Source organism: Frateuria sp. (assembly GCF_035944355.1).
Lineage (GTDB): Bacteria > Pseudomonadota > Gammaproteobacteria > Xanthomonadales > Rhodanobacteraceae > Frateuria_A.
On the sequence record NZ_DASZBH010000012.1, the window covers coordinates 1 to 26,748 of the forward strand.

Sequence of the window (26,748 nt, forward strand, 5' to 3'; positions counted from 1 at the left end):
CGCCGACGTGTTCGACTACATCGAGATGTTCTACAACCCCAAACGCCGCCACGGTTCAAACGGCGACCTGTCGCCTGTAGAGTTCGAACGGCGCTACGCGCAACGAGGGTCCTGAGTGTCTACGGAACCCTGGGCGATTCAGTGCGTGCGGCAACCAACCCGCAAGGCGTACGTAGCTACGAGTGGCCCTGGCTCAACAATGCGTTCGGTGAGGCGCCCAAAAGCGGTACCGACACCTTCTACACCCGCTTCCCGGGGCAGTACTACGACGTCGAGACCGGGCTGCACTACAACATGCACCGGTACTATGACCCGAGTACGGGACGGTATTTGCAAAGCGATCCCATAGGATTGGCAGGGGGGCTGAATACATACACGTACGTCTATGGAGACCCCCTCGAAGGAACGGACTCGCTGGGTTTAATTGGGCCACAAGAATCATCGGTCCAGAATCAAATTGAAGTGGCTATCGCCAGAGGAAATGTTCAGCAGCTCGAAAGCCTCCTTGAATCGGAAGGGCTGTCTCCGGCGGAGGAATCCGCGGTGCGGGAAGGCCTTGAGCAGTTAAAGATTATAAACAGGAGCACTGATAGCATTGAGCGGCTTTCGAAACTGTTCCGGAAAAGTCCGGACGAAATCGAGAATGCAATCCACATGTGTAAGAAACTGTTACCTCGAAATACGCCCGTCAGGAATCCTGATGTGATGGTTGATATGGATACTGGCGAGGTTTATCCTAAAACGGGCAACGGTTCAATTGGCGATTCCATTGGTAACATCTGGGACCATCTCAATGAGCGATAATAAATTCCAAGCCTCCATTGTTATATCCAGCGAGCACATGGAAGCCAAGGAATTAATAAAGCAACTTGGAGAGGCCGAGACTGCAGACAAGGGCGACCCGATTTCGTCCAGAAAGGGGGCAAAGCTCAGGAAAGATTCGATTTGGATGAAATGCTCGACATTAGCCGAGAGCGAGCCCTTGGAGAGCCAGATATCAGAACTAGTTACCTACCTCAAGCAGCGATCTTCACAAGTAGTCGAAGTTCTGAGGCACTCAACAATAGAAATATGGTGCAAGATATCGAACAAGAAAAGCCAATGCGGTTTCGTTATTAGTTCTGGCTTAATTGATGAGCTTGCATCCCTTAAGATAAACCTCGTGTTCGATCTCTACCGTTGAGGTGCCCATGTACTGAGCCATGGTTTTCATGTGCAGCTGTGGCATGCGCACTGAGATCGATGCGAGCCAATCAATCGCCGATGTCGAACGCGCTGCGCGGCATGCCGTTCCGAGCAGTTGCTCAGAGGGCACGCAGCATCTACGGATTGGAGTTGAGGCGGCCGATGCCGTAGGTAGATCATCCACGCCGAACCCACAGTCGCTCAAGCGGTCGAGTTAAGCGTTCTCCCATAGGGAAACGTGGACTGTGAAGGCCTTGAGCCAGCCGACCTTGATCAGCTGTTGGCCAGCCAAGTGAGGATAGGATCTGGACAGGTCGTTACGGCAGAGCAAAATCGAGGTCGATGTAAGTCGGAGATTTGTCGCCTTCGATTTGAGTGCGCCGTGCCTGCCGCGCGGCGACCTTCACTTCCTCGGATGCGATGTCGCGAGTGATGGCCGCCTCGAGTTCGCAATGCGCCTTCGAAGCTCGTCGTATTTTCGTGCCATCTCCGAAGTGCTGGCGACCGAAAACAAGGGGTCTGGTTCAACGATTGACGTTTGCGTGGCCGCTTTTGGCCGGAAGCGGCCCAATGTCGGGTCTTCACAACAGAGTCGCCGGACGCCTGAAGAGCCGCCATCGCCGTTCAGTGCGCACAACGTCTCAAAGTCTCGTCAGACGCAACTGCACACCGCACGCCTGCGCCCCACCTGATCGCCGCCTGGGACCGCTCGTCAAAAGAACGGGCGGGCTAATCTGAGTGCGGGCTATGGCGCAAATACCTCTTCGAGCTCAACCTATTTCGAGTTAAGTCGGTTTCGTGTCGGAGCTTGTAATGCTCGCGGATGCGTTCGCCGACGCCCAGGGCCAACTCCGGGTCGAGGACCTTGCGTTTCTCATCGCGCAACTTAGCTAAAGCCTCCACCCACCAAACTTGGCGAAGCTCCGCCAGGAACATCTCTATAAGCTTGCGTTGTACTTCCTCGGACACCTCAGGTTCCTCGCAGCTGCCTTGCTTTGGACCTCATGCAGTGAGTCGCTGCATGCGTCACATCGGCGCTGGGACCGCTCGTACATCGCGGCCAGGTCGCGCATAGAAGTATACGCTTGGCGTTATCGGGCGAGCTGCCGGTTCGGGAGTGACAAGAGCGGGTGGCCAAAACGGCACACACTTTGGCATATTTGTACTTTCTCTTGTCCAGTCGCTTCGACCTCTAGCTGATTGATTGCATTGCCCTCGCACCGTCTTTGAATTCCGGAGACATCAATAGATTGTGCATTCGGGGACCTAGGAGCACGAACTACGGACTGTGCGCGGCCACAACCTATGGCATTGCGACCACGGCATCGGCCTACGCGCCGGCACCGCCGGCGCGCAGACCAGCATGCCGGTCAGCGCTGCTTGGCGCGCAGCAGGGCGTCGGCGAGCGCGCTGTTGGTCGGTGCGGGAGCGGGCTTGGCCGGGTTGCCCTGGCGCGGCGGGCGGGCGTCGCGGTTGCCCGGGCGCGCATCGTTGCCGGGCGGGCGCGTTGCGCGGGCCTGGCCGGGCTCGTCGTCCAGGCGCATCGACAGGCCGATGCGCTGGCGCGGGAGGTCCACCTCCATCACCTTGACCTTGACGATGTCGCCGGCCTTGACCGCATCGCGCGGGTCCTTGACGAAGCCGTGCGAGAGCGCCGAAACGTGCACCAGACCGTCCTGGTGTACGCCGATGTCGACGAAGGCGCCGAACGCGGCGACGTTGGTGACGCGGCCTTCCAGGATCATGCCGGGACGCAGGTCCTTCAGGTCCTCCACGCCCTCGGCGAAGCTCGGCGCGACGAACTCCGGACGCGGATCGCGGCCGGGCTTTTCCAGTTCCTTGAGGATGTCGCGCACGGTCGGCACGCCGAATTTCTCGTCGGTGTACTGCTCGGGTTTGAGGCCGCGCAGGAAGCCGGTATCGCCGATGATGTTGCGCACCTCGCGGCCGCACTGGGCGATGATCCGCTCGACCACCGGATAGGCCTCCGGGTGCACCGCGCTCGCATCCAGCGGGTTGTCGCCGTTGGGCACACGCAGGAATCCTGCGCACTGCTCGAACGCCTTGTCGCCCAAGCGCGGCACCTTGAGCAGCGCCTTGCGGTTGGCGAACGGGCCGTTGGCGTCGCGGTGCTTGACCACGTTCTCGGCCACGCTGGCGGATAGGCCCGCCACGCGCGAGAGCAGGGCGGCCGAGGCGGTGTTGACGTCCACGCCCACGGCGTTGACGCAATCCTCCACCTTGGCGTCCAGCGCGCGCGCCAGCTTCACCTGGTTGACGTCGTGCTGGTACTGGCCCACGCCGATCGCCTTGGGCTCGATCTTCACCAGTTCGGCCAGTGGGTCCTGCAGGCGGCGGGCGATGGAGACGGCGCCACGCAGGCTCACGTCCAGGTCCGGAAACTCCTTCGCGGCCGTTTCCGATGCGGAGTACACCGACGCGCCGGCCTCGCTCACCACGATCTTCGACAGTTTGTGCTCGGGATGGGTCTTGCCCAGACCTTTGATCAGTTCGCCGGCGAGCTTGTCGGTCTCGCGCGAGGCGGTGCCGTTGCCGATGGCGATGAGGTCCACGCCATGCTTCTGGCACAGGCGCGCCAGCGCGGCCAGCGACTCGTTCCACTGGCGTCTGGGTTCGTGCGGATAGATCGTGTCGGTAGCCAGCAACTTGCCGGTGGCGTCGACCACCGCGACCTTGACGCCGGTGCGGATGCCCGGGTCCAGGCCCATCACGGTCTTGGCGCCCGCCGGTGCGGCCAGCATCAGGTCCTTGAGGTTCTCGCCGAACACGCGGATAGCCTCGTCCTCGGCGCCCTCGCGCACGCGGCCGAACAGGTCCAGCGTCAGGTGCAGGTGCAGCTTCACGCGCCAGGTCAGGCGCACGGTCTCACGCAGCCAGGCGTCGGCGGCGCGGCCGCGGTCGTGGATGCCGGCGTGCGCGGCCACGCGGCCCTCGCCTTCGAGGTGGCCCTGCTCGGCGTCCAGCGCCGGCTGCAGCTCCAGTTCGATCACGCCCTCGTTGCGCGCGCGCATCAGCGCCAGCAGGCGGTGCGATGGAATCTTGCCGATCGGCTCGACGTGGTCGAAGTAGTCGCGGAACTTCGCGCCCTCGTTCTCCTTGCCCTCGACCACCCTGGCGCGGATCTGCCCCCTGTCCCATAGCCAGTCGCGCAGCTCGCCGACCAGGCGGGCGTCTTCGGCGATCGATTCCATCAGGATCGCGCGCGCGCCATCCAGCGCGGCGCGCACGTCGGCCACGCCCTTGTCGGCATCAACGAACCGTTCGGCGAGGGCTTCGGGTGCGAGCGTGGGATCCTCGCGCAGGCCGGTGGCCAGCGGCTCCAGGCCCGCCTCGCGCGCGATCTGCGCCTTGGTGCGGCGCTTGGGCTTGTAGGGGAGGTACAGGTCTTCCAGCCGTGCCTTGGTGTCGGCGGCGAGGAGCTCGTTCTTCAGTGCATCGGTGAGCTTGCCCTGTTCCTCGATGCTGGCGAGCACCGCGCCGCGGCGCTCCTCCAGCTCGCGCAGATAGCGCAGGCGCTCCTCCAGCAGGCGCAGCTGGGTGTCGTCCAGGCCGCCGGTGACTTCCTTGCGGTAGCGGGCGATGAAGGGCACGGTGGCGCCTTCGTCGAGCAGAGCCACCGCCGCGCGCACCTGTGCGGGCTGGGCGGCGATGTCCTGGGCAATGCGGTGTTCGATGCTGAGCATGTGATCGTGCTTCGGTGATGCAGGAAGCCGTCGATCATAGCAACCGCGCCGTTGTCGGATGGATCGCTGCTGGCCGGTCCGCCGCCGCCGCGCAGGGGCATGCTTCACCCGGCACTGCGGTTGAGCTGAGCTCAGGCGTGGAAGGACCGGTCGTCCGGGCGATGCGCCTCGCGAAAGGCGCCGGCGCGGCCATTGAGCACCAGGGTGTTGGCGAGCATGTCGTGCAGGCCCTGCTTTCGGCGCGTCCAGGCGACCATCAGGAAGCCGATCAGCAGGATCATGGCGCTGAGAGTCTTCGCCGCATAGCGCCCCAGTGCGCGCGGGAAGCTGATGCGCCGGCCTTCCAGGTCGGTCACGCGGATGCCCAGCGCCAGCTTGCCCACGGTGCCCTGCCAGGCGGAGCTCTCGCAGACCGCGAAATAGACCCAGGCGAGCAGCCAGGTGAGCAGGTAGGCGGTCTGCATGGTTTCGTAGTAGTGGCCGTACGCGGTCATGAGCCGCTCGATGTCCTGGCCGGCGGAGAGCACGGTTTGCTGCAGCCGTTCCTGCGCCGCGCCATCGCCGAAGGCTTTCATGATGAGCGTGTTGGGGATGAACAACACGATCGCATCGATGATGTAGGCAAGCACCCGCTTCCAGAAGCCGGCGTAGTCCTCCAGCGCGGCCGTGGTGGTTGGCGGCGGTACCGCAACGGCGGCCGGGGCGAACGGCGGCGGGGTGGCCGCCAGCGCATCCGGGAACAACACCGACAGCGGCTGCCAGTCGGCCAGGCCTTCGTACCAGCCCAGGTCCGCGCCGGCGAGCTTGCCCTCGCGCAGCCAGGCGCGCACGTCGCCCTCCTTGTAGGGCCCGTGGCGCTGGCCGTCGCGGCCGATCCAGACTTCCATCCGCATACTCCGAAATCATCGATGCGAGCGATGATGCCATGGGCTACCGCGCGCTGCGCCCTCTCTCCGGAGGGGGGAGGAAGACAGGCGCCTCAGGCGCTGCGGCGCTTGAGGTGCACCAGCAGCAGCGAAATCGCCGCGGGCGTGACGCCGCTGATGCGCGCGGCCTGGCCCAGCGTCGCCGGCTGCGTACGCTTGAGCTTGAGCAGCACCTCGGCGGAGAGGCCGCGCACCTTGTCGTAGTCGAAGTCGGCGGGGATATCGGTGTGCTCGTGGCGGCGCTGGCGCTCGATCTCCTCGCGCTGGCGCTCCAGGTAGCCGGCGTACTTGGCCTGCACCTCGACCTGCGCGGCGACGTCCTCGCGCTCGACGGCGGGGCCGAGTTCGGTCACGGCGGTGAGCCTGGCGTAGTCGAGCTCGGGCCGGCGCAAGAGGTCCAATGCGTTCGTTTCACGGCTGACGGCGATGCCGAGCTGGCGCTCGATCGCCGCTCCCAGGGTGTTGGTGGGTGCGGCCCACAGCGTGGCCAGGCGCTGCGTCTCGCGCTCGACCGCCTCGCGCTTGGCGCACAACGCGTCGAAGCGCGCCGGCGGCACCACGCCGAGCGCGAAGCCTTGCTCGGTCAGGCGCAGGTCGGCGTTGTCCTCGCGCAGGTGCAACCGGTATTCGGCGCGCGAGGTGAACATGCGATAGGGCTCGAGCGTGCCGTTGCTGGTGAGGTCGTCGATAAGCACGCCGAGGTAGGCCTCGTCGCGGCGCGGGAACCAGGGCGCCTCGCCGCGCGTCATTCGCGCCGCGTTGAGCCCGGCGACCAGCCCCTGCGCGGCCGCTTCCTCGTAGCCGGTGGTGCCGTTGATCTGGCCGGCGAAATACAGCCCGCCGATCGCCTTGGTCTCCAGCCACGGGTTGAGCCCGCGCGGGTCGAAGTAGTCGTACTCGATGGCGTAGCCGGGGCGCGTGATGTGTGCGCGCTCGAAACCCTTGATCGAGTGCACCAGCGCCAGTTGCACGTCAAACGGCAGCGAGGTGGAGATGCCGTTGGGATAGATCTCGACGCTCTCCAAGCCTTCGGGCTCGATGAAGATCTGGTGCGAGCCCTTGTCGGCGAAGCGCACCACCTTGTCCTCGATCGAGGGGCAGTAGCGCGGGCCGGTGCCTTCGATCTGGCCGCTGTAGAGCGGCGAGCGATCCAGCGCGCCGCGGATGATCTGGTGCGTGCGCTCGGAAGTGTGGGTGATCCAGCAGCTGACCTGGCGCGGATGCTCCTGGCGCGTTCCGAGGTAGGAGAACACCGGCGCCGGATCGTCGCCCGGTTGTTCATCCAGCCCGTCGAAGTCGATGCTGCGCGCGTCGATACGCGGCGGCGTGCCGGTCTTCAGCCGATCGGCAGCGACCGGCAGCTCGCGCAGGCGCTGCGCCAGCGTGCTCGCCGGCGGATCGCCAGCCCGCCCGCCCGCGTACTGCGCCGGGCCGATGTGGATCTTGCCGGCGAGGAAGGTGCCGGCGGTGAGCACCACCGCAGAGGCACGGAAGCTCACGCCCATCTGCGTGACCGCGCCGGCGACGCGGCCGCCTTCGATGATCAGATCGTCTACGGCCTGCTGGAACAGTTCCAGGTTCGGCTGCGATTCGACCATCTGCCGGATGGCGGCACGGTAGAGCGCGCGGTCGGCCTGGCAGCGCGTGGCGCGGACGGCCGGGCCCTTGGAGGCATTGAGCGTGCGCCACTGGATGCCGGAGCGGTCGGCCGCGTGCGCCATGGCGCCGCCCAGGGCGTCGATCTCCTTCACCAGGTGGCCCTTGCCGATGCCGCCGATGGCCGGGTTGCAGCTCATCGCGCCGACGGTTTCCAGGTTGTGGGTCAGCAGCAGCGTGCGCGCGCCGCAGCGGGCCGCGGCCAGCGCCGCCTCGGTGCCGGCATGGCCGCCGCCGACCACGATCACGTCGTAGCGGGTGGGATGGATCATCGGAAGGACGCCTGGCAGGCAGGGACGAGAACCCTCGTATGGTAGCGCTTCGATGCCGGTGTCTGCGCAGAATCAAGAACTTGGCACGATTGCTGCTTCACTTTCCATGCACTTTCCATGGGCAGACGCTGCGCGACGTGGCGCGCCGAGGCTGGGCAGACAGGGGCCCGACCGCGTACCAGGAGAGGAAGCATGACGGCGCCGCTGGGGCATCCCACGGCGCCGTCGCCTTTTGTGGCCCCGGAAAAACCAAACCCCGCCGTGGGGCGGGGTTTGGCCTTGCTTAGATCTGGCGCCCGGCGGTCTCAGGAACAGGGGGAATCCAGGATGACCGTGTTGCCGGGCGCCAGAAACCGGAAAGTTGCGGGCGCCTCCGCGATCCGTCGCGGCTGCGGGACAGATATTCCCAGCGCTGCCGTGAATAAAAAGTGACTAGTTCAGGCTTTTTTTTGTAAGCCATCTGACGCTGAGCGTCAGCCTGCGGACGGCGCCAAAACCCGAATGTGACGAGGATCACGCTCTGGCACGGCGGTTGCAGAGCTCGCTTGGTCCATCAACACACACACCGTCCGCCATGAACAACATCTTCGACTTCCAGCCGGTCTATCCCCGCCACGACCTGATGATCGAAATCGGCAAGGTGCAGATGGCGATCGAGCACCTGGCCGCGCGTACCGAGCAGGAGCGCCAGCAGCTGCGTCCGCGGCTGGAGTCGCACATGGTCCGCCTGCGCAGCGCGCTGAACCAGCTGGCCGCCTGACGGGGTCGTGATTCTCACCCCTTGAGCATGTTGCCGACGATCTCGGCGAGATTGCGCGACAGTTCTTTTTCCGCCAGTTCCGCCACGGCCGCGCGCGCCAGCTCACGGCGCACCGGCTCGAGTCGCTGCCAGCCGTTGAAGGCGGTGGCCAGCCGCGCTGCCACTTGCGGGTTCAGTGCATCCAGTTCGGCCAGGCGCATGGCGAGCAGGCGATAACCCTCGCCATCGGCGCGGTGAAAGCCGCTGGGATTGCCGCGGGCGAAGGTGCCAAGCAGCGCCTGCACGCGGTTGGGGTTCTTCAGGGTGAACTTGGGATCGGTTTCCAGCGTCCGCACGCGCGCCAGCGCCGGTTCGCCCGGCAACTGGGCCTGCACGGCGAACCACTTGTCCAGCGCCAGCGCGTTGCCCGCATGGCGCTCGCGGAAACGCGCCAACGCACCTGCCGCCTGCGGCGCCTCGCTGCGCACCAGCACCGCGAGGGCGGCCAGGCGATCGGTCATGGTGAGGGCGCGATCGAACTGCGTGGCGGCCAGGGCCTGGGCCGTCGGCGCGTCGAGCAGGACGAGCAGTTCCAGCACGCGGCGCGTGAGCCGTCGCCGCGCCTGGCTGTCCGCATCGAGCGTATCGCTGGCCCGCGCGGCCAGCTCACGGTAGCGCTGGGCGAGCGCCGGCGCACCGATGCGGGCGGCCAGCTCGCGCTGCAGCGTCTGCCGCAAGGCGTGGATGCGCGAAGGATCGACGTTAGTTTCGCGCTCGGCCAGTTCCACCTCGCCCGGTGGCGTCAGCAGGTCGGCGAGCAAGGCCGCGTCGAGCGCCTCCTGGCCGAACAGCCCGGCGAGCGTGCCGCCCCATACGGCCAGCGCTTCGCGGCCGTTGCCCTCGCGCAGCTCGGCATAGGCGCGCCAGGCCAGTTGCTGGGCCGCCTCCCAGCGGTTGAAGCCGTCGGTGTCGTGAGTGAGCAACAGCGCCAATGCGGCCGGCGCGTAGTCGCACTCGAGGATCACCGGCGCGGAGAACCCGCGCAGAAGCGAGGGCACCGGTGCCTCGCCGACGCCGCCGAATACGAACGTCTGCTCGGCCTCGTCGAGCACCACCACCTGCTCGGTGGCGCCGCCGTGCAGCGGCAGCATGCGGCCGTCCGCCGCGAACAGCGCCAGCCTGACCGGGATCGGCAGCGGCCGCGTGTGCGGCTGACCCGGCGAGGGCGGCGTGTGCTGGCGCAGGGTCAGCCTGTACTCGCGCCGCCCGGCGTCGTAGCGGCCCTCGGCGGAAAGGCGCGGCGTGCCGGCCTGGCCATACCAGGCGAGGTAGGGCGAGAGGTCGATGTCGTTGGCTTCGCCCAGTGCGGCAAGGAAATCCTCCAGCGTGGCCGCGCGGCCGTCGTTGCGCGCGAAGTACAGATCCATGCCGCGACGGAAGCCATCCTGCCCCAGCCGACCGGCCACCATGCGCACCAGCTCCGAGCCCTTCTCGTAGACGGTGGCGGTGTAGAAGTTGTTGATCTCGCTGTACTGGGCGGGGCGCACGGGATGGGCCAGCGGGCCGGCGTCCTCGGGGAACTGCGCGCGGCGCAGCAGCGCCACGTCGTCGATGCGCTTGAGCGCGGGCGAGTTCATGTCCGCCGAGAACTGCTGCTCGCGGAACACCGTGAGGCCTTCTTTGAGCGAGAGCTGGAACCAGTCGCGGCAGGTGACGCGATTGCCGCTCCAGTTGTGGAAGTACTCGTGGCCGATCACCGCCTCCACCGCGCGGTATTCGTCGTCGGTGGTGGTATCGGGGTCGGCCAGCAGGTACTTGGCGTTGAAGATGTTGAGGCCCTTGTTCTCCATCGCGCCCATGTTGAAGTCGTGCGTGGCGACGACGTGGAACACGTCCAGATCGAAGTTGCGCCCATAGGCCTGCTCGTCCCAGCGCATGGCGCGCTCGAGCGCATCCATCGCGTAGTGGCAGCAGCCGATCACGTCGGCCTCGGCCCAGATCACGAGCTTCACCTGGCGGCCGTCGGCGGCGAGGTAGTCGCGCTCGATCTTCGACAGGCGGCCGGCGACCAGCGCGAACAGGTAGCTGGGTTTGGGGTAGGGATCGACGAAGCGCGCCCAATGGCGCCCGTCCGGCAACTCGCCCGCGCCATCGGGATTGCCGCCGGCCAGCAGCACCGGGAAGCGTTCGCGGTCGGCGCGCAGGGTGACGGTATAGCGGGCCAGCACGTCCGGCCGGTCCGGGAAGAAGGTGATGTGGCGAAAACCCTCGGCCTCGCACTGGGTCAGCAGGAAGCCGCGCTCGCGCGAGCCGGACAGGTACAGGCCTTCGAGCGCCGTGTTCGCCGCCGGGTTCACCTGCACGCGCGTTTCCAGCACGCTGCCGTCGCGGGCGCCATCGACTTCCAGCACGTTGTCGCGGTAGCGGTAGTCGCCCTCCTGCAGCGGCCGGCCGTCCAGCGTGATGGCCAGCAACTCCAGGCTTTCGCCGTCCAGCCGCAGCGGCGCCCGCTGCTGTGGGTCGCGCGCGAGGTGCAGGCGCGAACGCACCTCGGTGCTGTCGATGCCGAGGTCGAAATCCAGCTCGATCCGCTCGACCCGCCAGGCGGGTGGGCGGTAGTCGGCCAGGCGGATGGGCGAGGGGGTGATGTCGTCGCGCGCGATCATGGGGAGGGAGCCGCAGGGGGAAGGCTCAGGCTAACATGCGACGTTTTCGCGACCGGACCGGCCATGGCTGCTTTCGACGTCGCCATCCAGTGGCTGCAAGAGCAGCCGGTGGTGGTATTGAACGATATCGCGCGTGGTCGTCGCGTGCGCATCGCGCGGCACGGCGCCTGCGTGCTGGGCATCGAGGCGCTGGCGAGCGGGCGCTGCGTCGCGCTGGCCGATGGCCACCGCGACGCGGCCGAGCTCGATGCGCGCCCGGGCTCGCGCTTCGCGCTGCTGGCGCCGTTCGCCAACCGCATCGCCGACGCGCGCTATCGCTTCGGCGGTGTCGATCACGACCTCGCGCCCGGCGTCGCCGGCGCGGCGCGGGCCAGCCGCCACGGTTTCGTGCGCGATGCGGCGTTCGCCATCGTCACCCTGGGAGCCGATGCACAAAGCGCCAGCGTGCAGCTGGCCACGAGCATCGCGCCGCAGCCGGGCTACCCCTTCACGCTGGACCTGGCCGTGCGCTACACGCTGGCGGCCGACGGGCTGACGCTGGAGACCGCGCTGCGCAACGTCGGCGCGGGCGCCGCGCCGGCGTTCGTGGGCTGGCATCCGTACTTTCGCGTGGGCGACACGCCGCTCGCTTCCTGGGAGCTGACGATACCGGCCGATACGGTGATCGACACCGATGCCGATTTCATTCCGCTGCCCGGCGGCGCTGCCTACCTGCCGCTGGCGCAGGCGCCGGAGCTGGATTTCCGCCGCCCCCGCCCGATCGGCACATTGGCGCTCAACCATACCTATGCCGGCCTGAGGCCCGACGCCGATGGCCGCGTGCGCAGCCGCCTGCGCGATCCCGCCAGCGGGATCGGCATCGCCGTGTGGCAAGAGCGCGGCGTACTGCTCGCCTATACCGGCGATACGCTGGAACGCGACCCACGGCGCTCGCTCGCGCTGGAGCCGATGGAAAGCCTGCCCGACGCCTTCAACCGACCCGACTGCGCCGACGCCGTCACCCTTGAACCCGGCGCTGCACGCACGTTCCGCTGCGGCGTGGAGATCGATCTGCCATGACCAAGGTCGCCCTGCCCACCTTCGCCCAGATCCAGGACGCCGCCGCGCGCATCGCGCCGTACGCGCGAGTCACGCCGGTGCTGCGCAGCGACGCGCTCGACGCGCTGGCCGGCGCGCAGCTGTTCTTCAAGTGCGAGAACCTGCAGCGCGGCGGCGCCTTCAAGTTCCGCGGCGCCTGCAACGCGGTGTGGGCGCTGGGCGAGGCGGCCGCCGCGCGTGGCGTGGCCACGCATTCCTCCGGCAACCACGGCAACGCGCTGGCGCTGGCGGCGGCCACCCGCGGCATCCGCGCGCACGTGGTGGTGCCCGAAGGCGCCGTGCGCGCCAAGCTGCAGGCGATCGAGCGCGCCGGCGCGGTGCTGCACCGTTGCGCGCCGACCCAGGCCGCGCGCGAGGCCGCCGTGGCGCAGCTGGTCGAGGACACCGGCGCGGTGCTGGTGCATCCATACGCCGACACGCAGGTGATGGCCGGCCAGGGCACGATCGCGCTGGAGCTCCTGGTGCAGGCGCCCGACCTCGATGCGATGGTCACGCCGGTGGGCGGCGGCGGGCTGGCCGCGGGCGTGGCGATCGCCGTGCATGCGCAGCGCCCGGGACTGGCGCTGTTTGCAGCGGAGCCCGCGGGCGCCGACGACGCGGCGCGCTCGCTCGCCAAGGGCGAGCGGGTCACCGACGTGGTGCCCGACACAGTCTGCGACGGCCTGCGCGCGCTGGTCGGCGAAACCAACCTGGCGGCGCTGCGCGAGCATCGCGTGGACATCGTCACGGTGAGCGACGAGGAGACCATCGCGGCGATGCGCCTGCTATGGCAGGAGCTCAAACTGGTGGTGGAGGTGTCCAGCGCCACCGCGTTCGCGGCCATCCTCAAGGCGCCCGAACGCTTCGCCGGCCGCCGCGTCGGCGTGGTGCTCACCGGCGGCAACGTCGACCTGGACGCGCTGCCCTGGTGAGCCGCTAGTCGGCGGCGACGCCTTCCAATACCGGCGGCACCGTGGCGTGCGGCACCGGCGCCGCGTGCACCACGCGCACCGGCCTGCCGTTGCCGTCGAACGACACCTCGCCCGGGCGCCAGCCTTCCAGCGTGCGCACCGTGGCCCAGAAGCGCTTGAACGCGGCCCAGTGCAGGCCGACCAGGCCATGGCGGTTGTCCGCATCGACGTTGGGATCGCCCACGCCGGTCGGCCGCGCCGGCTCACCGTACAGCGCGGTGCCGAACAGCACGTCCCAGATCGAGAACACCTGGCCGAAATTGCAGTTGTGCAGGCCCGGCCGCGCCTCGTCGACCACCATGTGGTGCAGGCGGTGGAACTTCGGATCGACGAAGCACTTCTGCAATACCGGCCCGAAGCCGAGGCGCACGTTGGTGTGCGAGAAGTTCTGCACCAGCTCGCCCAGCAGCATCAGCCAGGCGAAGTCGGTCGGCGCCACGCCGATCAGCACGCCCACGCCGGCCAGCACCATCGACTGCAGGAAGCCGTCGACCAGGCTGCCGCGGTCGTTGGTCCAGCAGCTCATCTGGCGCTGGCTGTGGTGCATGCTGTGCAGCGCCCACCACCAGGGGATCGCGTGCTGCACCCGGTGCATCAGGTAGTACACCAGGTCGTAGATCACGTAGTAGACGAGGAACAGCGCCAGCGGGTGATGCTCCAGCCCCGGCCACCAGTGCGTGATGCCCAGCAGCGAGTCGCTGCTGCCGCCTTGGTCGGAGCCGCCGAAATAGTTGCTGATCGGCGTCAGCACCAGGTAGGAGAACAGCGGGAAAATGCCCAGCAGCATCAGCAGCGTGTACTGGCGATCGACCCGCGTCAGCTTGCGGTCGGTCCAGCGCTCGGCCGGCGCCAGCGTCTCCAGCGGGCGGAACACGCAGGCGATGATCGCCACCTGCAGCAGCGCGATCAGCACCGCCTCGGCGATCTCGCGCGGATCGCCGGCGAACTTTTCGATATGCAGCCAGGCCAGCAGCGGCATCACGGCATGCTGACTGAACCAGGTGACGAGGTCGGACCACACGTGCATAGACGAACCCGCAATGGCGGAAGGCGACAGCCTAGCCTGCGCGGCGCACCTTTCCCGGCCATTTCAGCACGCCGGTCACCGCCGCCAGGCCCAGCAGCACCAGCAGAATGCCGGCGCCGTCGGCCGCGCTCGGCTGCTCACCCAGGATCAGCCACGCGAGCAGCACGCTGACCACCGGCACGCCCAGGCTGGACAGGCTGGCGATGGTGGTGGGCAGCCGCTTGAGCACCACCAGCCACAATCCCCACGCTACGCTGGAGGCCATCACGGCGCTGTAGACCAGTGCGCCGGCGAAGCGCCAGTTCCAATCGACCGGGCGCTGCGGCACCAGCAGCGCCACCGCGCCCAGCGCCAGCGCGCCGATCAGCATCTGCCAGCTGGTGAGTGAGAGCGGCGACACTGCATGGCGCTGGAACAGCCGCTTGCTGAGCACGGTGCCGCCGGCCCAGCTCACGCCGCCGGCCAGCGCCAGCATGGTGCTGAGCGGGCTGCCCAGGCCTCGCCAGGGTTCGAGGATGCACACCAGTCCCGCCGCCGCCAGCGCCAGGCCCACCCAGTGCCGGCCGGTCGGCCGTTCGGCCAGCAGCGGCCAGGCCAGCAGCACCGCCCAGAACGGCATGCTGTAGGCGAGCAAGGCCACGTGGCCGGCGCCGCCGCCGACCAGCGCCCACTGTTCCAGCCCCTGGAAGGCCGCGGTCTGGCACAGGCCGATCAGCACCGTGGGAAGCAACGGCGGCGGCCTGAGCGACTGCCGCCCGACCAGCAGCGCGCCGAACAGCACCAGCGCGCCGAACAGGTAGCGCAGCGCCGCGAAGTCGAACGGCCCGGCCCAGGCCAGCGCCTGCTTCATCACCACCCAGCTGTAGGCCCAGATCAGGATCGTGGCGGAGAGGGCGGCCAGCGCGCCGCGCTGGGGTGAGGCGTTCGACATGGCCAAGGCACGGGAAAAGGAGCGAGTGTACGCCGCGCGCTGAGCTACAGTGGCCGCCGCTTCCGGCGAGGAACCTCCATGCAACGCTGCCCCTGGGCCACCGACGACCTGCTTGGCGCCTACCACGACACCGAATGGGGCGTGCCGCTGCACCAGGACCGCGCGCTGTTCGAGTTCCTCTGCCTGGAAGGCGCGCAGGCCGGCCTGTCCTGGCGCACGGTGCTGGCCAAGCGCGAGCGCTACCGCGAGCTGTTCCACGGCTTCGACATCGACCGTGTCGCGCGCATGAGCGACCGCGAGCTGGACCGGGCGCTGGCCGATCCGGGCATCATCCGCAACCGCCTGAAGGTGCATGCCGCCCGCGACAACGCCCGCGCCGCGCTCGCCGTGATCGATGCGCACGGCAGCCTGGATGCCTACCTGTGGTCGTTCGTCGACGGCGAGCCGGTGCGCAACCGCTGGCGCGACCGCGGCGAAGTGCCGGCCACCACGGCGCTCTCCGACCGCATGAGCAAGGCGATGAAGAAGCAGGGCTTCCGCTTCGTCGGCAGCACCATCTGCTATGCCTTCATGCAGGCGACCGGGATGGTCAACGACCACCTGGTGGGGTGCTTCCGCCACCGGCAGATTCGCGAGTCGTAGCTTCCCGACCTTCTGGCCGCAGCTCCCACTTCCGAGTCCTTCCCCCCGCGAATGAGGTGCCGGGGGGGCGGATGGGGGCGCTCTTGGGCCCAATGCTTTGGCGAGGCTTTCGCAAGGCCTTCCCCATCCGCCTTTCCCCGTAAACGGGAAAGGGGCCAATGGAAGCGTGCTTCACCCGCATCTCACCCGGCGGGCGCTTGCATGTTGGCCGGCATCGGTGGACGAGGCGGGCGTGGCGAAACTGCGGATCGGCATTTCCGGCTGGCGCTACGCGCCCTGGCGGGGCGTGTTCTATCCGAAGGACCTGCCGCAGCGCGCCGAGCTCGAGTACGCCTCGCGCCAGGTGGCCAGCATCGAGTTGAACGGCTCCTTCTACAGCCTGCAGCGGCCCTCGAGCTACGCCTGCTGGAACGCCGCCACGCCGCGCGGATTCGTGTTCGCGGTGAAGGGACCGCGCTTCATCACCCACATCAAGCGGCTGCGCGACATCGACGGCCCGCTGGCGAACTTCCTCGCCTCCGGCGTGTTCGAGCTGGGACCGAAGCTCGGGCCGATCCTGTGGCAATGCCCGCCCAGCCAGCGCTTCGACGAGGCGCTGTTCGACCGCTTCCTCGGCGCGTTGCCGCGCGATACGGACCAGGCGGCCGCGCTGGCGCGGCGGCACGACGAGCACCTCAAGCATGGCGCCAGCGTCGCTCCCGGCCGCCGGCGACGCCTGCGACACGCACTGGAGATCCGCCACGAAAGCTTCGCCTGCGAGGCCTTCATCGCACTGCTGCGTCGCCACGGCGTGGCGCTGGTGGTGGCCGACACCGCCGGCCGCTGGCCGTACCTGGAGGACGTCACCGCCGACTTCGTCTACCTGCGCCTGCACGGGGACGAGAAGCTCTACACCAGCGGTTACAGCGACGAAGCGCTGGAACGCTGGGCCGCGCGCATCCGCGCCTGGTCGCAGGGCGGCGAGCCGCCGGATGCGGTGCGCGCCAGCGCGGTTGCGCCACGGCGGCGGCCCGGTCGCGACGTCTACTGCTATTTCGACAACGACGCCAAGGTGCATGCGCCGTTCGACGCGAAGTCGCTGATGCGCAAGCTGGACCTGTAGGCAGGCGCAAGGCGCTACTTGCGGCTAGCCGCCTTCGCCTGGTTCGCCTCGTGCCGCGGGTCCTCGTGCAGCAGCCGGCGCGTCACGCCGTTGGTCCAGCCGAAGCCATCCTGCAGCGGATACTCGCCGCCGCCGCCGCCCTTGGCATCCCCGCTGCGGGTGATCACGTACTTCTCCACCAGCTTGCTCTGCTGCTGGTAAAGGCTGCCCACGGTCTTCAGCCAGCGGCAGGCGATGTCGTCGGCGAGCGCGATGCCGTAATTGCGCATGCCGCGGATGGCCATCCAGTGCAGTGGCGCCCAGCCGTTGGGCCGGTCCCATTGCTGGCCGCTTTCCAGTTCGCTGGTGCCCAGGCCGCCGTCGCGCAGCAGGCGGTCCTGCAACGCCTCGGCGGTGCGCTGGGCTTGTTCGGCGCTGGCCAGGCCGACGAACAGGGGCACCGCCGTGGTGGCGTTGAGCGCTTCGCGCGGCTTGCCTCGCTGCCAGTCGTAGTCGAGGTAGGCGCCCGCCTGCTCGTTCCAGAACAGCCGCTCGATGGCTTCCTTGCGCGCCTGCGCGCGCTGCTGGAACTTCTCCGCCTGCTTGCGCTGGCCGATGGCGTGGTTGAGCAGGCAGATCTGCCGCTCGAGCTTGTAGAGGAAGCTGTTGAGATCCACCGGCAGGATCGACGTGGTGCGGATGGTGGAAAGCGCATCACCGTCGCACCAGCGGGAACTGAAATCCCAGCCCGATGCCGCGCCCGCCCGCAACTCGCGATAGACCTCATGGGCGGGGCGCTTGGACTGGCGCGCGGTCAGCACGTCTTCGCGGTAGGACTCCTCGCGCGGCGAATCGCGGTCGTCCCAGTAGCGGTTGAGCACGCTGCCGTCGTCCAGGCACACGCAATGGCGGCGCGCGTCGCCGGGGCGCAGTTCCTCGGCGCCGGACATCCAGTAGTTGTATTCCTTGCGCAGGCGCGGCAGGTACTCGATCGCCTGGCATACGCCGTGCGCCTCGAACAGCTCCACCATCAACGCGAACACCGGCGGCTGCGAGCGGCTCAGGTAGTAGGTGCGGTTGCCATTGGGCACGTGGCCGTAGGTGTCGATCAGGTAGGCGAAGTTGTTCGCCATCGAGGCCAGCAGGTCGCGTCGGCCGCTCTCGGCCAGGCCCAGCATGGTGAAGTAGGAATCCCAGTAGTACAGCTCGGTGAAGCGCCCGCCCGGCACCACGTAGTCGTTGGGCAGCGGCAGGATCGAGGCGTTGGGCGGATGCTGGTGCGGGTGGCGGGTGAGCACCTCCCACAGGCTGTCGATGTGGTCCCTGAGCGACTGACCCGGCGGCGACACGTAATGGCTGGCATGTACCTGCGGTGGGTCGAAGTGCTCGTGCACGAAGTGCGCGAGGTCGAAGTCGTCGCCGTCGCAGCGGTCGCGGTAGTCCTCCAGGATCCGTTCCGGGTCGCCGCGCGGCACGCAGTCGACGAAGGTCTTGCTGTCGGCGAATACACCGCCCATCTGCACCGCGACGAACAGCTCCTGGTAGCGGTCGGCCGGGGTGAGGGTGTCCGCCCGGGGGACGCTGGCGGCCCTCTCCTCGTTGCGGCGCTTGGCCTCCTCGCTCATTGCTCGGCGTAGTTCCACAGGAGGCCGCCGTCGACGAAGAGCGTGCTGCCGGTCATGTAGGCGGCATCGTCGCCGGCGAGGAAGGCGACCGCGCCGGCCACGTCCTCGGGCGAGCCCAGCCGCTTGAGCGGGATGTTCTTGAGCAGCGCCTGCATCAATGCCGGGTCGCTCATCAGGTGCGCGTTGATCGGCGTCTTGATCGCGCCGGGCGCGATGTTGTTGACCGTGATGCCCAGCGGGGCCAGTTCCAACGACAGGTCGCGCATCAGCATCTTCAGGCCGCCCTTGCTGGCGCAGTAGCTGGCGAAGTGCGGGAAGGGCAGCTCCTCGTGCACCGAACTGATGTTGACGATGCGCCCGCCGTTGCCACGGTCGCGCACGTGGCGAGCGAAGGCCTGGGTGAGGAAATAGGGGCCCTTGAGGTTGACGTGCATCACCAGGTCGTAGTCGGCCTCGGTGGCGTCGACGAAATCGGCCCGCCGCTCCACCCCGGCGTTGTTGACCAGGATGTCGATGCGTCCCAGGCGCTCGACCGTCTCGGCGATCACGCGCTGGTCGTCCTCCACCTTGCCGATGTCGCCGGCGATCAGCACCGCGCGGTCGCAACCGGCGGCCTCGACCTCCTTGAGCGTGCCTTCGGCGCGGTCGTCGGCGGTGCGATCTTCGACCGCCACCGCCGCACCTTCCCGCGCCAGCCGCAGCGCGATGGCGCGGCCGATGCCCTGCGCGGCGCCGGTAACCAGCGCGACCTTGCCTTGGAGCCCCATCGCGATGCCCTTGGAAGTGATGAGGTCGCCCACCCTAGGCCGGCACGGGTGAAGATTGCGCTTATCGCCGCCCGCCCGAACGCTTCGCCGACGGCCGGGCACGCTTCGGCGCACCGCACGGCGCCGCTGCAATCCCCGCACCCAACGGACACCCTGGCGGGACCAGGACGCCGTCTAACGACGTCGCGAGCCGCGCAGGCTCGAAAGCGAGAAGGTGGCGATCTCGCCCTCGGGCGTGCGCCGCGCCTGGCCTGGCGGCGGGCCCCAGGCGTGCGCGGTGACCACTTCCCAGGTGGCCGGGATGCGCCCGTCCACGCGCATCGCCTCGTAGGCGGCGAGCATGGCGCGGTAGTGCGACTTGCCGGTGAGGTGGCGCTCGCGCGCGCGGTCGGCGTGGGTGGCGCCCAGGCCCTTCAGTTCCTTCAGCAGCGCGCGCGGTTCGCTGTAGGTGAGCGTATAGCGGGCCACGTCGAGTACCGGATCGCGCAGGCCGGCGTTGATCATCGCGTCGCCCACGTCGTGCATGTCGAGGAAGCGGCTGACGTGCGAGTGCTCGTCCACCGACGCCCACGCCGCGCGCAGCTCCTTGAGCGTGTCCGGGCCGAAGCTGGAGAAGGCCAGCAGGCCGCCGGGCTTGAGCACGCGCACGCATTCGCCGAACAGCGCCGGCAGATCGTCGATCCACTGGAAGCACAGGTTCGAGTGCAGCACGTCGACGCTGCGGTCGGGCAGCGGCAGGGCGGTGGCCTCGGCGCAGACGCGCTGGAACGGGCGCAGCAGGCCCTGGTGCCGGCGCGCCGCGTGCAGCATCGGCTGGGCCATGTCGACCGCGATCACCTGCGCCTTGGGGTAGCGCTTCTTGAGCTGCGCCGTGCCGCGGCCGGTGCCGGCGCCGACGTCGAGCACGCGCTCGGGCGCCTGCAGATAGAAGTCCAGGCGGCCGAGCAGGTCGGCCTGGACTTCGCGCTGCAACGCGTCGTGCTGCTCGTAGCTGGCGGCGGCGCGGGCGAAATTGCGGCGCACGCGGTTGCGGTCGAGATGGAACGCGCTCATGCCGGGGTTTCCGTGAACAGGGGCCCGAGCGCCGTGGCGACGGCGCCCGCGTGGCCGATGAAGGGGGCGTGGCCGGCATGCGGTATTTCCACGAAGCGGCCGCCGCACTGCGCGGCCGACCAGGCCATGGCCGCGGGCGGCACCAGCCGGTCGCGGCGCCCGGCGATCCATACGCTGGGCACCTGCAGTCGGGCCAGGCGGTCGCGCAGGTCGCTGCGCTCGAGCAGGCCGATGCCTTCCTGCAGCACGCGCAGTTCCGGCTCGCCGCGCTCGAACACTTCCGCGCGCAGGCGACGCAGTTCGGCCTTGGGATCGGCGCTGCCCATCGCCTCCAGCGCCAGGAAACGCTCGATGGTGGCGTGGTAGCCGGTTTCCAGGTCCAGCGCGAGCTGGTGCACCAGGGCGGCGTCGCTGCCGTGCGGCCAGCTTTCGTCGCGCGTGAACTTCGGCGTGGCGCACAGCATGGCGAGGCCTTGCACCTGCGCGGGATCGTCCAGTGCGCCGGTGAGCGCGACCAGGCCGCCCAGCGACCAGCCCAGCCAGGGCGCCGGCGGCGTGGCCGCGGCGATCGCCCGGGCAATGGCATGCGGCTCCAGCGGCAGCCCGCATTGGCGCGAGTAGCCATGGCCGGGCAGGTCGACGACGTAGAGCGTGCAGCGGTCGGCCAGTGCCTCGATCAACGGCGCGAAGATGCCGCCGTGCATGGCCCAGCCGTGGATCAGCACCAGCGGCTGCGGGCCGTGGCCCAGCCGGTCGATGTGCAGCGTCATGCGGCGCTCTCGGTTTCCACCGGGGGCAGTGCGGTGGGCTGCAGGTCCTTGTCGACCGCGCCGCGTCCGTCGAACACGAAGCAGCCACCTTCCCAGTGGCTGCCGTCGGTCTCTTCCAGGTACTTCAGGATGCCGCCTTCGAGCTGGAGCACCTCGCCCACGCCCAGCGCGGACAGGTGCAGTGCGGCCTTCTCGCAGCGGATGCCGCCGGTGCAATACGAGACCACGGTCTTGCCCAGGTAGCGTCCGCGGTCGGCCAGCACGGCGTCGGGCAGGGCGGTGAAGCTTGCGATGCGGTAGTCGATGGCGCCGGCGAAGCGGCCGACATCGGTTTCGTAGGCGTTGCGCGTGTCCAGCAGCAGCACCTCGCGGCCGGCGTCGTCGCGGCCCTGGTCGAGCCAGCGCTTGAGCGTGGCGGGATCCACCGCGGGTGCGCGTCCTTGGTGCGGCGCCACCGGCGCGCGCAGGGTGATGATCTCGCGCTTGAGCCGCACGCGCAGTCGGCCGAAGGGCACCGTTTCGGACACCGATTCCTTCACCGGCAGGCCGGCGAAGCGCACATCCTCGCGCAGCCAGCCGAGGAACCCGTCCACGCTCGCGCGCGTGCCGGCGAGGAACAGGTTGATGCCCTCGGGCGCGAGCAGGATGGTGCCCTTGAGCGCCAGCGCCTCGGCGCGCGCATGCAGGGCCTCGCGCAGCGCGGACAGGTCCGCGAGCGGAACGAAACGGTAGGCGGCGACGTTGACGATCATGGGAGAGGGCGACGGTGAGCCGGCGATTATACCGGCCGGTCGCCGAGGGCCCGCGGCAGCGCCGCCAGTGCGTCGAGCAGGCGGTCGACGTGCTCCTCCTCGTGCGCGGCGCTCAGTGTGATGCGCAGGCGCGCCTGGCCGGCCGGCACGGTGGGCGGGCGGATCGCGCCGACCAGCAGGCCGCGCGCCTCCAGCGCCGTCGCCGCGGCCAGCGCGGAAGCAGCATCGCCCAGCAACAGGGGCTGGATCGGCGTGTCCGAGGCGGCCAACGGCAGACCCAGCTGCGTGGCGCCGCCGCGGAAGCGGGCGATCAGAGCGGCGAGCTTGTCGCGGCGCCAGCCGTCCGCGCGCGCCAGCCGCACGGCCGCGAGCGCGGCGGCGGCGAGCGCGGGCGGCATCGCGGTGGTGTAGACGTAGGTGCGTGCGAACTGGGTCAGGCCCTCGATGAGCGCCGCCGATCCGGCGACGAAAGCGCCCTGCGTGCCCAGCGCCTTGCCCAGCGTGGCCATCAGCACCGGCACCTCGCGCGTCCCCAAGCCAGCCTCGGCGACGCTGCCGGCGCCTTCGGGGCCGAGCAGTCCCAAGCCGTGCGCGTCGTCGACCATCAGCGTGGCGCCGTCGCGCCGGCACAGCGCCGCGAGCTCGCGCAGCGGCGCGCGATCGCCGTCCATGCTGAACACGCCGTCGGTGGCCAGCAGCGTCGACGCCTGCGGATCGCTGGCGAGCTGGCGTGCGGCCGCCGCCGCGTCGCCGTGCGGGTAGCGGCGCAGCGTGGCGCCGGCGAGCGCGGCGCCATCGAGCAGGCAGGCGTGGTTGAGCTTGTCCTGCACGCACAGATCGCCGCGGCGCAGCAGCGCCTGCATCACGCCCAGGTTGGCCATGTAGCCGGTGGAGAACAGCAGCGCGCGTTCGCGCCCGGTCCACTCGGCCAGCGCTTCCTCCAGCTCCGCGTGCTCGCGGCGGTGGCCGCAGACCAGGTGCGCGGCGGTGCTGCCCACGCCTTCGTCGTCGGCCACGCGCTTGAAAGCGGCGATCAGCTGCGGGTGCCGGGCCAGGCCCAGGTAGTCGTTGGAGCAGAAGGCGAGCAGGCGGCGGTCGCCGATCTCCAGCCAGGGGCCTTCGGCGTGGTCGACGGTGCGCGCGCGGCGCAGCAGGTCGCAAGCGGCGCGTTCGGACGTCTGGACGGTAAGTCGTTGCAGGAGACTGGCGCGTCCGACTTCCTCTCCCCCGGCGCTGCCGGGGGAGAGGGGCGGGGAGAGGGGGGCTTTTGCTTTTTCCGTGGTCATGATCGGGGGCAAAGGCTTTCCCCTCTCTCCGGCGGAGCCGGAGGGAGGGCGCAGATCAGGCAGGTTCGCAGATGTCGGCGTGCACCGTGCCCGAATGCTCGACGACCTCCAGCGGATGCAGGTCCAGCCGCGCGAACAGGGCCCGGTCGGCCTCGACGTCCGGATTGCCGGTGGTCAACAGCTTCTCGCCGTAGAAGATCGAATTGGCGCCGGCGTGGAAGCACAAGGCCTGCACCGCCTCGTCCATCTGCTGGCGGCCGGCGGACAGGCGCACCATCGAGGCGGGCATCAGGATGCGCGCCACGGCGATGGTGCGCACGAACTCGAACGGGTCCAGCGCGGCCGTGCCGTGCAGCGGCGTGCCCTGGACCTGCACCAGCCGGTTGATCGGCACCGACTGCGGATGCTCGGGCAGGTTGGCCAGCGCCTGCAGCAGGCCGGCGCGCTGCTCGCGCGACTCGCCCATGCCGACGATGCCGCCGCAGCAGGTCTTCAGGCCGGCGTGGCGCACGTGCTCCAGGGTGTCCAGCCGGTCCTGGTATTCGCGCGTGTGGATGATCTGGCCGTAGAACTCCGGCGCGCTGTCGAGGTTGTGGTTGTAGTAGTCCAGCCCGGCCTGCTTGAGGGTGTCGGCCTGTTCGCCGGTCAGCATGCCCAGCGTGGCGCAGGTCTCCAGACCCAGCGCCTTCACCGCGCTGACGATCTGCGCCACCTTGGCCACGTCGCGGTCCTTCGGGTTGCGCCAGGCCGCACCCATGCAGAAGCGGCTGGCGCCGGCGTCGCGCGCGGCCTGCGCGCGTTCGAGCACGGCTTGCACGCTCATCAGCTTCTCGGCCTTCACGCCGGTCTGGTAACGCTGTGCCTGCGGGCAGTAGGCGCAATCCTCCGGGCAGCCGCCGGTCTTGATCGACAGCAGCGTGGACACCTGCACTGCGTTCGGATCGTGGTGCGCGCGGTGCACCGTGTGCGCGCGATGCAACAGGTCGTTGAACGGCAGCGCGAAGAGCGCGGCGACCTCCGCACGCGTCCAGTCGTGGCGGATGGGAGAAGCGCTCATGCAGGGACTCCACCGGGGAATGCGACAGTGTGTAAGCGCCCCCGAGGTGTGTCAACCAATTGGCATGCGGTTCTGGTTTACCAGGGCGGAGCCCGTGCCGTCCGCTACCATCACGCGGACCACCTCCAGCGGAGAAGCCACGATGAGCGCAGGGCAGGGCAGCACCGGCAACGTGATCGCCGCGGTGTGCAGCTTTTTCATCCCGGGATTGGGCCAGCTGGTGCAGGGGCGGCTGCTCAAGGCGATCCTGATGTTCGTGCTGGCGATCGCGTTGTGGATCGTTTGGATGGGCTGGCTCATCCATCTGTGGTCGATCCTCGACGCGGCGCTCTACAAACCCGGGGAGTAACCACCCATGCGCATGGATGCGCCGCTGCAGGCATGGCGCCGGTTGAACCGCTGGCTGCTGCCGTGGCGCTGCCTGCTGTGCGGGGACGCCGGTGCGGATGGGCTGGACCTGTGTGCGGCATGCGCCGCCGAGCTTCCCCGCAATACCCGCTGCTGCGCGCGCTGCGCGCTGCCGCTGGCGAGCCCCGCCGCGATGTGCGGGGCCTGCCAGCGCAGGCCGCCGCCGTGGGACGCGGCATGGGCGCCGTTCCGCTACGGCTGGCCGCTGGACCGGCTGGAGGCGCGTTTCAAGTTCGGCCGCGACCTGGCGGCCGGGCGCGCGCTGGCCGAACTGTGGCGGCGCCTGCCGTCGCCGACCGAGCGCCCTGCGCTGATCCTGCCGGTACCGCTGCACCGTGCCCGCCTGCGCCAGCGCGGCTACAACCAGGCATTGGAGCTGGCGCGTCCGCTCGGCCGCGCCTTCGGCGTGCCGGTGCGGCACGGCCTGCTGGTGCGTGCCCGCGCCACCGCGGCGCAGAGCGAGCTGGATGCGGCCGCGCGCCGGCGCAACGTGCGCGGCGCCTTCGCCGTGCGCACGGGGCCCGCGTTGCCTTCCCACGTGGCCGTGCTCGACGACGTCATGACCACCGGCGCCACCCTGGCCGAATGCGTCCGCGCGCTGAAGCGCGCCGGAGCGCAGCGCGTGGACGTGTGGGCGCTGGCGCGGGCGCCCACACCGGGTCGATCGGGCTAACGGCCATCTGCCGGGTGCTGGCTATGCCGGCCGCCGCCTGGCCCGCGGCTGGACGGTCGCCGAGGACCTACTTCACCGCCAACGCCAGCACGATGCCCACCCACAGCGTGAGCCCCACCCAGTTGTTGTGGCGGAACGCAGCCAGGCAGGCGTCGCGGGCGCGGCGGCGGATCAGCCACAGCTGCCGGCCGAACAGGCCGGCGACGGCGAGCAGGGCGAGCCAGTACGGCCAGCCCAGCGCGGCGCGCTGGCCCACGAACAGCATGGCCAGCAGGAAGGTGCCGATCAGCATTCCGAGGATCGGTACGTCGGCGTCGCCGAACAGGATCGCGGTGGACTTGGCGCCGGCCCTGAGGTCGTCGTCGCGATCGACCATCGCGTATTCGGTGTCGTAGATCACCGACCACAGGATGTTGCCCAGGAACAGGAGCCACCCCAGCGGCGGCACCGTGTTCGACACCGCGGCGAAGGCCATCGGGATGGCCCAGCCGAAGGCCGCGCCCAGCACCACCTGCGGCAGGTAGGTCCAGCGCTTGGTGAACGGATAGATCGCCGCCAGCGCGGCGCCGGCGAAGGACAGCCTGACCGTCAGCGCATTGGTGAACAGCACCAGCACGAAGGCGAAGGCCAGCAGCGCGCCGAACACGACCAGCGCCTCGCGCGGGCTCACCCTGCCGCTGGCGATCGGCCGCCCGGCGGTGCGCGCCACCTGCGGGTCGAGCTTGCGGTCGGCGTAGTCGTTGATCGCACAGCCGGCCGAGCGCATGGCGAACACGCCCAGCGTAAAGACCACCAGCGCGCCCCACGGCGGAAAGTCGCCCGCGGCCAGCCACAGCGCCCACCAGGTCGGCCACAGCAGCAGCAGGGCGCCGATCGGACGATCCATGCGGGTGAGCAGGAGATAGTCGGTCGCCCTTTCGCGCCAGGGGCGCGGCAGCGGACGCAACAGCACGTCGAGCACGCGGGTGGCGCGGGTGGAACTGTCCGCCGGACGGGCCGGCACTGCGGGGGGTGAGGAGGTGCGGGGCCTGGCCGCCGGCGGGGGCGTGCGGCGCTGGCGCTGGCGGGAAGGAGGAACCATGCGCGGGAGTTTAGCCCGGCGGCCCGCGGCGAGGGCTGACGCTGCGCACGCTACCTGCCCTGCGGCCGCGCCGGCCGGTGGGTATTCCTAACGCGTGCCTCTTACAGCGGCGGCGGCTCCAGCGGATCGTCCCGATCCAGCGGGCTGCCCAGGGGATCGCTGTCGGCGTCGCGTGCGGGGTTGGCGCTGCCCGGGCTGCGGATCTCCTCGTCGGGCCGCAGTTTGCCCGGCTGCGCGATCGGCGGTTCCGGATGCTGGGGGTTGTTGGGCATGACAAGCTCCGTCCGGATGGGGGGCGTCAGCCTTGCGCAGGCGACGTCAAGCGCGTGCAAACGGGCCGGTTCGGACAGCGCGCGCGGGCAAGCTCAAGTGTCTGCGCCCGCCGGCCGATACAACCGG

At 69.2% G+C, this 26,748-nt stretch carries 26 protein-coding genes; 10 read left to right on the top strand and 16 right to left on the bottom strand.

Annotated elements, in window-relative coordinates; genetic code table 11:
• The 3 genes from VGU03_RS09010 to VGU03_RS09020 form a co-directional block, all read left to right on the top strand.
• Positions 1–115: IS3 family transposase (locus VGU03_RS09010; RefSeq protein ID WP_327478489.1), on the top strand; the 115-nt coding region annotated here is incomplete at its 5' end.
• 26 nt (positions 116–141) lie between these two features.
• Positions 142–804, top strand: a complete 663-nt coding sequence (locus VGU03_RS15645) for an RHS repeat-associated core domain-containing protein (RefSeq protein WP_414655954.1) — start codon at positions 142–144, stop codon at positions 802–804.
• Positions 794–1,183: a DUF4279 domain-containing protein gene (locus VGU03_RS09020; protein WP_327480054.1), complete on the top strand. Its 390-nt coding sequence runs from the start codon at positions 794–796 to the stop codon at positions 1,181–1,183. Before VGU03_RS15645 ends, VGU03_RS09020 begins: the two co-directional genes overlap by 11 nt.
• A 731-nt stretch (positions 1,184–1,914) precedes the next feature.
• On the opposite strand, the gene VGU03_RS09025 is transcribed toward VGU03_RS09020, so the two are convergent.
• The 4 genes from VGU03_RS09025 to mnmG form a co-directional block, all read right to left on the bottom strand.
• Positions 1,915–2,154, bottom strand: coding sequence for a hypothetical protein (locus VGU03_RS09025; RefSeq protein ID WP_327480055.1), 240 nt, complete (start codon positions 2,152–2,154; stop codon positions 1,915–1,917).
• A gap of 401 nt (positions 2,155–2,555) precedes the next feature.
• A complete protein-coding gene (locus VGU03_RS09030; protein ID WP_327480056.1) occupies positions 2,556–4,889 on the bottom strand; it encodes a Tex family protein in 2,334 nt (777 codons plus the stop codon).
• A gap of 131 nt (positions 4,890–5,020) precedes the next feature.
• A complete protein-coding gene (locus VGU03_RS09035; protein WP_327480057.1) occupies positions 5,021–5,776 on the bottom strand; it encodes an RDD family protein in 756 nt (251 codons plus the stop codon).
• A gap of 92 nt (positions 5,777–5,868) precedes the next feature.
• Positions 5,869–7,743, bottom strand: coding sequence for a tRNA uridine-5-carboxymethylaminomethyl(34) synthesis enzyme MnmG (gene mnmG, locus VGU03_RS09040; protein ID WP_327480058.1), 1,875 nt, complete (start codon positions 7,741–7,743; stop codon positions 5,869–5,871).
• Between the two features lie 574 nt (positions 7,744–8,317).
• Between mnmG and VGU03_RS09045 the strand changes: the two genes are divergently transcribed.
• A complete protein-coding gene (locus VGU03_RS09045) occupies positions 8,318–8,503 on the top strand; it encodes a hypothetical protein (RefSeq protein ID WP_291190104.1) in 186 nt (61 codons plus the stop codon).
• A gap of 14 nt (positions 8,504–8,517) precedes the next feature.
• Here the strand turns inward: VGU03_RS09045 and pepN are convergent, their stop codons facing one another.
• A complete protein-coding gene (gene pepN, locus VGU03_RS09050) occupies positions 8,518–11,148 on the bottom strand; it encodes an aminopeptidase N (RefSeq protein ID WP_327480059.1) in 2,631 nt (876 codons plus the stop codon).
• 63 nt (positions 11,149–11,211) lie between these two features.
• On the opposite strand from pepN, the gene VGU03_RS09055 reads away from it, so the two are divergent.
• Together VGU03_RS09055 and VGU03_RS09060 are read left to right on the top strand one after the other, a co-directional pair.
• Positions 11,212–12,207, top strand: coding sequence for an aldose epimerase (locus VGU03_RS09055; protein WP_327480060.1), 996 nt, complete (start codon positions 11,212–11,214; stop codon positions 12,205–12,207).
• On the top strand, positions 12,204–13,157 hold the full coding sequence (locus VGU03_RS09060) for a pyridoxal-phosphate dependent enzyme (protein ID WP_327480061.1): 954 nt from the start codon (positions 12,204–12,206) through the stop codon (positions 13,155–13,157). Before VGU03_RS09055 ends, VGU03_RS09060 begins: the two co-directional genes overlap by 4 nt.
• A 4-nt stretch (positions 13,158–13,161) precedes the next feature.
• Here VGU03_RS09060 and VGU03_RS09065 read toward each other — a convergent pair whose 3' ends face one another.
• Together VGU03_RS09065 and VGU03_RS09070 are read right to left on the bottom strand one after the other, a co-directional pair.
• On the bottom strand, positions 13,162–14,223 hold the full coding sequence (locus VGU03_RS09065; RefSeq protein WP_327480062.1) for a sterol desaturase family protein: 1,062 nt from the start codon (positions 14,221–14,223) through the stop codon (positions 13,162–13,164).
• A 31-nt stretch (positions 14,224–14,254) separates the two neighbouring features.
• Entirely contained in the window at positions 14,255–15,154 is a 900-nt protein-coding gene (locus tag VGU03_RS09070) for a DMT family transporter (protein WP_327480063.1), read from the bottom strand.
• A gap of 78 nt (positions 15,155–15,232) precedes the next feature.
• Here VGU03_RS09070 and VGU03_RS09075 point away from each other — a divergent pair, with 78 nt between their 5' ends.
• Together VGU03_RS09075 and VGU03_RS09080 are read left to right on the top strand one after the other, a co-directional pair.
• Positions 15,233–15,796 (top strand): DNA-3-methyladenine glycosylase I, encoded by a 564-nt coding sequence (locus VGU03_RS09075; protein WP_327480064.1) that lies wholly within the window; start codon positions 15,233–15,235, stop codon positions 15,794–15,796.
• Positions 15,797–16,028: 232 nt separating this feature from the next.
• A complete protein-coding gene (locus VGU03_RS09080) occupies positions 16,029–16,898 on the top strand; it encodes a DUF72 domain-containing protein (RefSeq protein ID WP_327480065.1) in 870 nt (289 codons plus the stop codon).
• Positions 16,899–16,912: 14 nt separating this feature from the next.
• Here VGU03_RS09080 and treF read toward each other — a convergent pair whose 3' ends face one another.
• The 7 genes from treF to bioB form a co-directional block, all read right to left on the bottom strand.
• On the bottom strand, positions 16,913–18,502 hold the full coding sequence (gene treF / locus VGU03_RS09085) for an alpha,alpha-trehalase TreF (RefSeq protein ID WP_327480066.1): 1,590 nt from the start codon (positions 18,500–18,502) through the stop codon (positions 16,913–16,915).
• Positions 18,499–19,302 (bottom strand): glucose 1-dehydrogenase, encoded by an 804-nt coding sequence (locus VGU03_RS09090; protein ID WP_327480067.1) that lies wholly within the window; start codon positions 19,300–19,302, stop codon positions 18,499–18,501. The genes treF and VGU03_RS09090 overlap by 4 nt, the downstream gene beginning before the upstream one ends.
• Positions 19,303–19,443: 141 nt before the next feature.
• Positions 19,444–20,322, bottom strand: a complete 879-nt coding sequence (bioC, locus tag VGU03_RS09095; RefSeq protein ID WP_327480068.1) for a malonyl-ACP O-methyltransferase BioC — start codon at positions 20,320–20,322, stop codon at positions 19,444–19,446.
• Positions 20,319–21,092 (bottom strand): pimeloyl-ACP methyl ester esterase BioH, encoded by a 774-nt coding sequence (gene bioH, locus VGU03_RS09100; RefSeq protein WP_327480069.1) that lies wholly within the window; start codon positions 21,090–21,092, stop codon positions 20,319–20,321. The genes bioC and bioH overlap by 4 nt, the downstream gene beginning before the upstream one ends.
• Complete coding sequence (locus VGU03_RS09105; protein ID WP_327480070.1) at positions 21,089–21,844, bottom strand: sulfurtransferase; 756 nt, start codon at positions 21,842–21,844, stop codon at positions 21,089–21,091. The genes bioH and VGU03_RS09105 overlap by 4 nt, the downstream gene beginning before the upstream one ends.
• Before the next feature lie 26 nt (positions 21,845–21,870).
• Positions 21,871–23,130, bottom strand: coding sequence for an 8-amino-7-oxononanoate synthase (gene bioF, locus VGU03_RS09110; protein WP_327480071.1), 1,260 nt, complete (start codon positions 23,128–23,130; stop codon positions 21,871–21,873).
• A 55-nt stretch (positions 23,131–23,185) separates the two neighbouring features.
• Complete coding sequence (gene bioB / locus VGU03_RS09115; protein WP_327480072.1) at positions 23,186–24,187, bottom strand: biotin synthase BioB; 1,002 nt, start codon at positions 24,185–24,187, stop codon at positions 23,186–23,188.
• Between the two features lie 142 nt (positions 24,188–24,329).
• Between bioB and VGU03_RS09120 the strand changes: the two genes are divergently transcribed.
• Positions 24,330–24,536, top strand: a complete 207-nt coding sequence (locus VGU03_RS09120) for a hypothetical protein (protein WP_327475431.1) — start codon at positions 24,330–24,332, stop codon at positions 24,534–24,536.
• A 12-nt stretch (positions 24,537–24,548) separates the two neighbouring features.
• Positions 24,549–25,268 carry a ComF family protein gene (locus tag VGU03_RS09125; RefSeq protein ID WP_327480292.1) on the top strand — a complete coding sequence of 240 codons (720 nt, stop codon included), beginning with the start codon at positions 24,549–24,551 and terminating at the stop codon, positions 25,266–25,268.
• Positions 25,269–25,335: 67 nt separating this feature from the next.
• Here VGU03_RS09125 and ubiA read toward each other — a convergent pair whose 3' ends face one another.
• Both ubiA and VGU03_RS09135 read right to left on the bottom strand, forming a co-directional pair.
• Positions 25,336–26,229, bottom strand: coding sequence for a 4-hydroxybenzoate octaprenyltransferase (gene ubiA, locus VGU03_RS09130; RefSeq protein ID WP_327480293.1), 894 nt, complete (start codon positions 26,227–26,229; stop codon positions 25,336–25,338).
• 221 nt (positions 26,230–26,450) lie between these two features.
• Positions 26,451–26,621: a hypothetical protein gene (locus VGU03_RS09135; protein WP_327480073.1), complete on the bottom strand. Its 171-nt coding sequence runs from the start codon at positions 26,619–26,621 to the stop codon at positions 26,451–26,453.
• Between the last annotated feature and the right edge of the window lie 127 nt (positions 26,622–26,748).

What these genes read in the sequence shown, in the direction of transcription:
- mnmG (WP_327480058.1), bottom strand. Translation starts at nt 7,743, where the DNA reads ATGATCCATCCCACCCGCTACGACGTGATCGTGGTCGGCGGCGGCCAT.
- bioH (WP_327480069.1), bottom strand. Translation starts at nt 21,092, where the DNA reads ATGACGCTGCACATCGACCGGCTGGGCCACGGCCCGCAGCCGCTGGTG.
- VGU03_RS09030 (WP_327480056.1), bottom strand. Translation starts at nt 4,889, where the DNA reads ATGCTCAGCATCGAACACCGCATTGCCCAGGACATCGCCGCCCAGCCC.
- VGU03_RS09135 (WP_327480073.1), bottom strand. Translation starts at nt 26,621, where the DNA reads ATGCCCAACAACCCCCAGCATCCGGAACCGCCGATCGCGCAGCCGGGC.
- VGU03_RS09120 (WP_327475431.1), top strand. Translation starts at nt 24,330, where the DNA reads ATGAGCGCAGGGCAGGGCAGCACCGGCAACGTGATCGCCGCGGTGTGC.
- VGU03_RS09045 (WP_291190104.1), top strand. Translation starts at nt 8,318, where the DNA reads ATGAACAACATCTTCGACTTCCAGCCGGTCTATCCCCGCCACGACCTG.
- VGU03_RS09070 (WP_327480063.1), bottom strand. Translation starts at nt 15,154, where the DNA reads ATGTCGAACGCCTCACCCCAGCGCGGCGCGCTGGCCGCCCTCTCCGCC.
- VGU03_RS09065 (WP_327480062.1), bottom strand. Translation starts at nt 14,223, where the DNA reads ATGCACGTGTGGTCCGACCTCGTCACCTGGTTCAGTCAGCATGCCGTG.
- pepN (WP_327480059.1), bottom strand. Translation starts at nt 11,148, where the DNA reads ATGATCGCGCGCGACGACATCACCCCCTCGCCCATCCGCCTGGCCGAC.
- VGU03_RS09075 (WP_327480064.1), top strand. Translation starts at nt 15,233, where the DNA reads ATGCAACGCTGCCCCTGGGCCACCGACGACCTGCTTGGCGCCTACCAC.
- bioF (WP_327480071.1), bottom strand. Translation starts at nt 23,130, where the DNA reads ATGACCACGGAAAAAGCAAAAGCCCCCCTCTCCCCGCCCCTCTCCCCC.
- VGU03_RS09035 (WP_327480057.1), bottom strand. Translation starts at nt 5,776, where the DNA reads ATGGAAGTCTGGATCGGCCGCGACGGCCAGCGCCACGGGCCCTACAAG.
- VGU03_RS09125 (WP_327480292.1), top strand. Translation starts at nt 24,549, where the DNA reads ATGGATGCGCCGCTGCAGGCATGGCGCCGGTTGAACCGCTGGCTGCTG.
- bioC (WP_327480068.1), bottom strand. Translation starts at nt 20,322, where the DNA reads ATGAGCGCGTTCCATCTCGACCGCAACCGCGTGCGCCGCAATTTCGCC.
- VGU03_RS09060 (WP_327480061.1), top strand. Translation starts at nt 12,204, where the DNA reads ATGACCAAGGTCGCCCTGCCCACCTTCGCCCAGATCCAGGACGCCGCC.
- bioB (WP_327480072.1), bottom strand. Translation starts at nt 24,187, where the DNA reads ATGAGCGCTTCTCCCATCCGCCACGACTGGACGCGTGCGGAGGTCGCC.
- VGU03_RS09055 (WP_327480060.1), top strand. Translation starts at nt 11,212, where the DNA reads ATGGCTGCTTTCGACGTCGCCATCCAGTGGCTGCAAGAGCAGCCGGTG.
- treF (WP_327480066.1), bottom strand. Translation starts at nt 18,502, where the DNA reads ATGAGCGAGGAGGCCAAGCGCCGCAACGAGGAGAGGGCCGCCAGCGTC.
- VGU03_RS09020 (WP_327480054.1), top strand. Translation starts at nt 794, where the DNA reads ATGAGCGATAATAAATTCCAAGCCTCCATTGTTATATCCAGCGAGCAC.
- VGU03_RS09105 (WP_327480070.1), bottom strand. Translation starts at nt 21,844, where the DNA reads ATGATCGTCAACGTCGCCGCCTACCGTTTCGTTCCGCTCGCGGACCTG.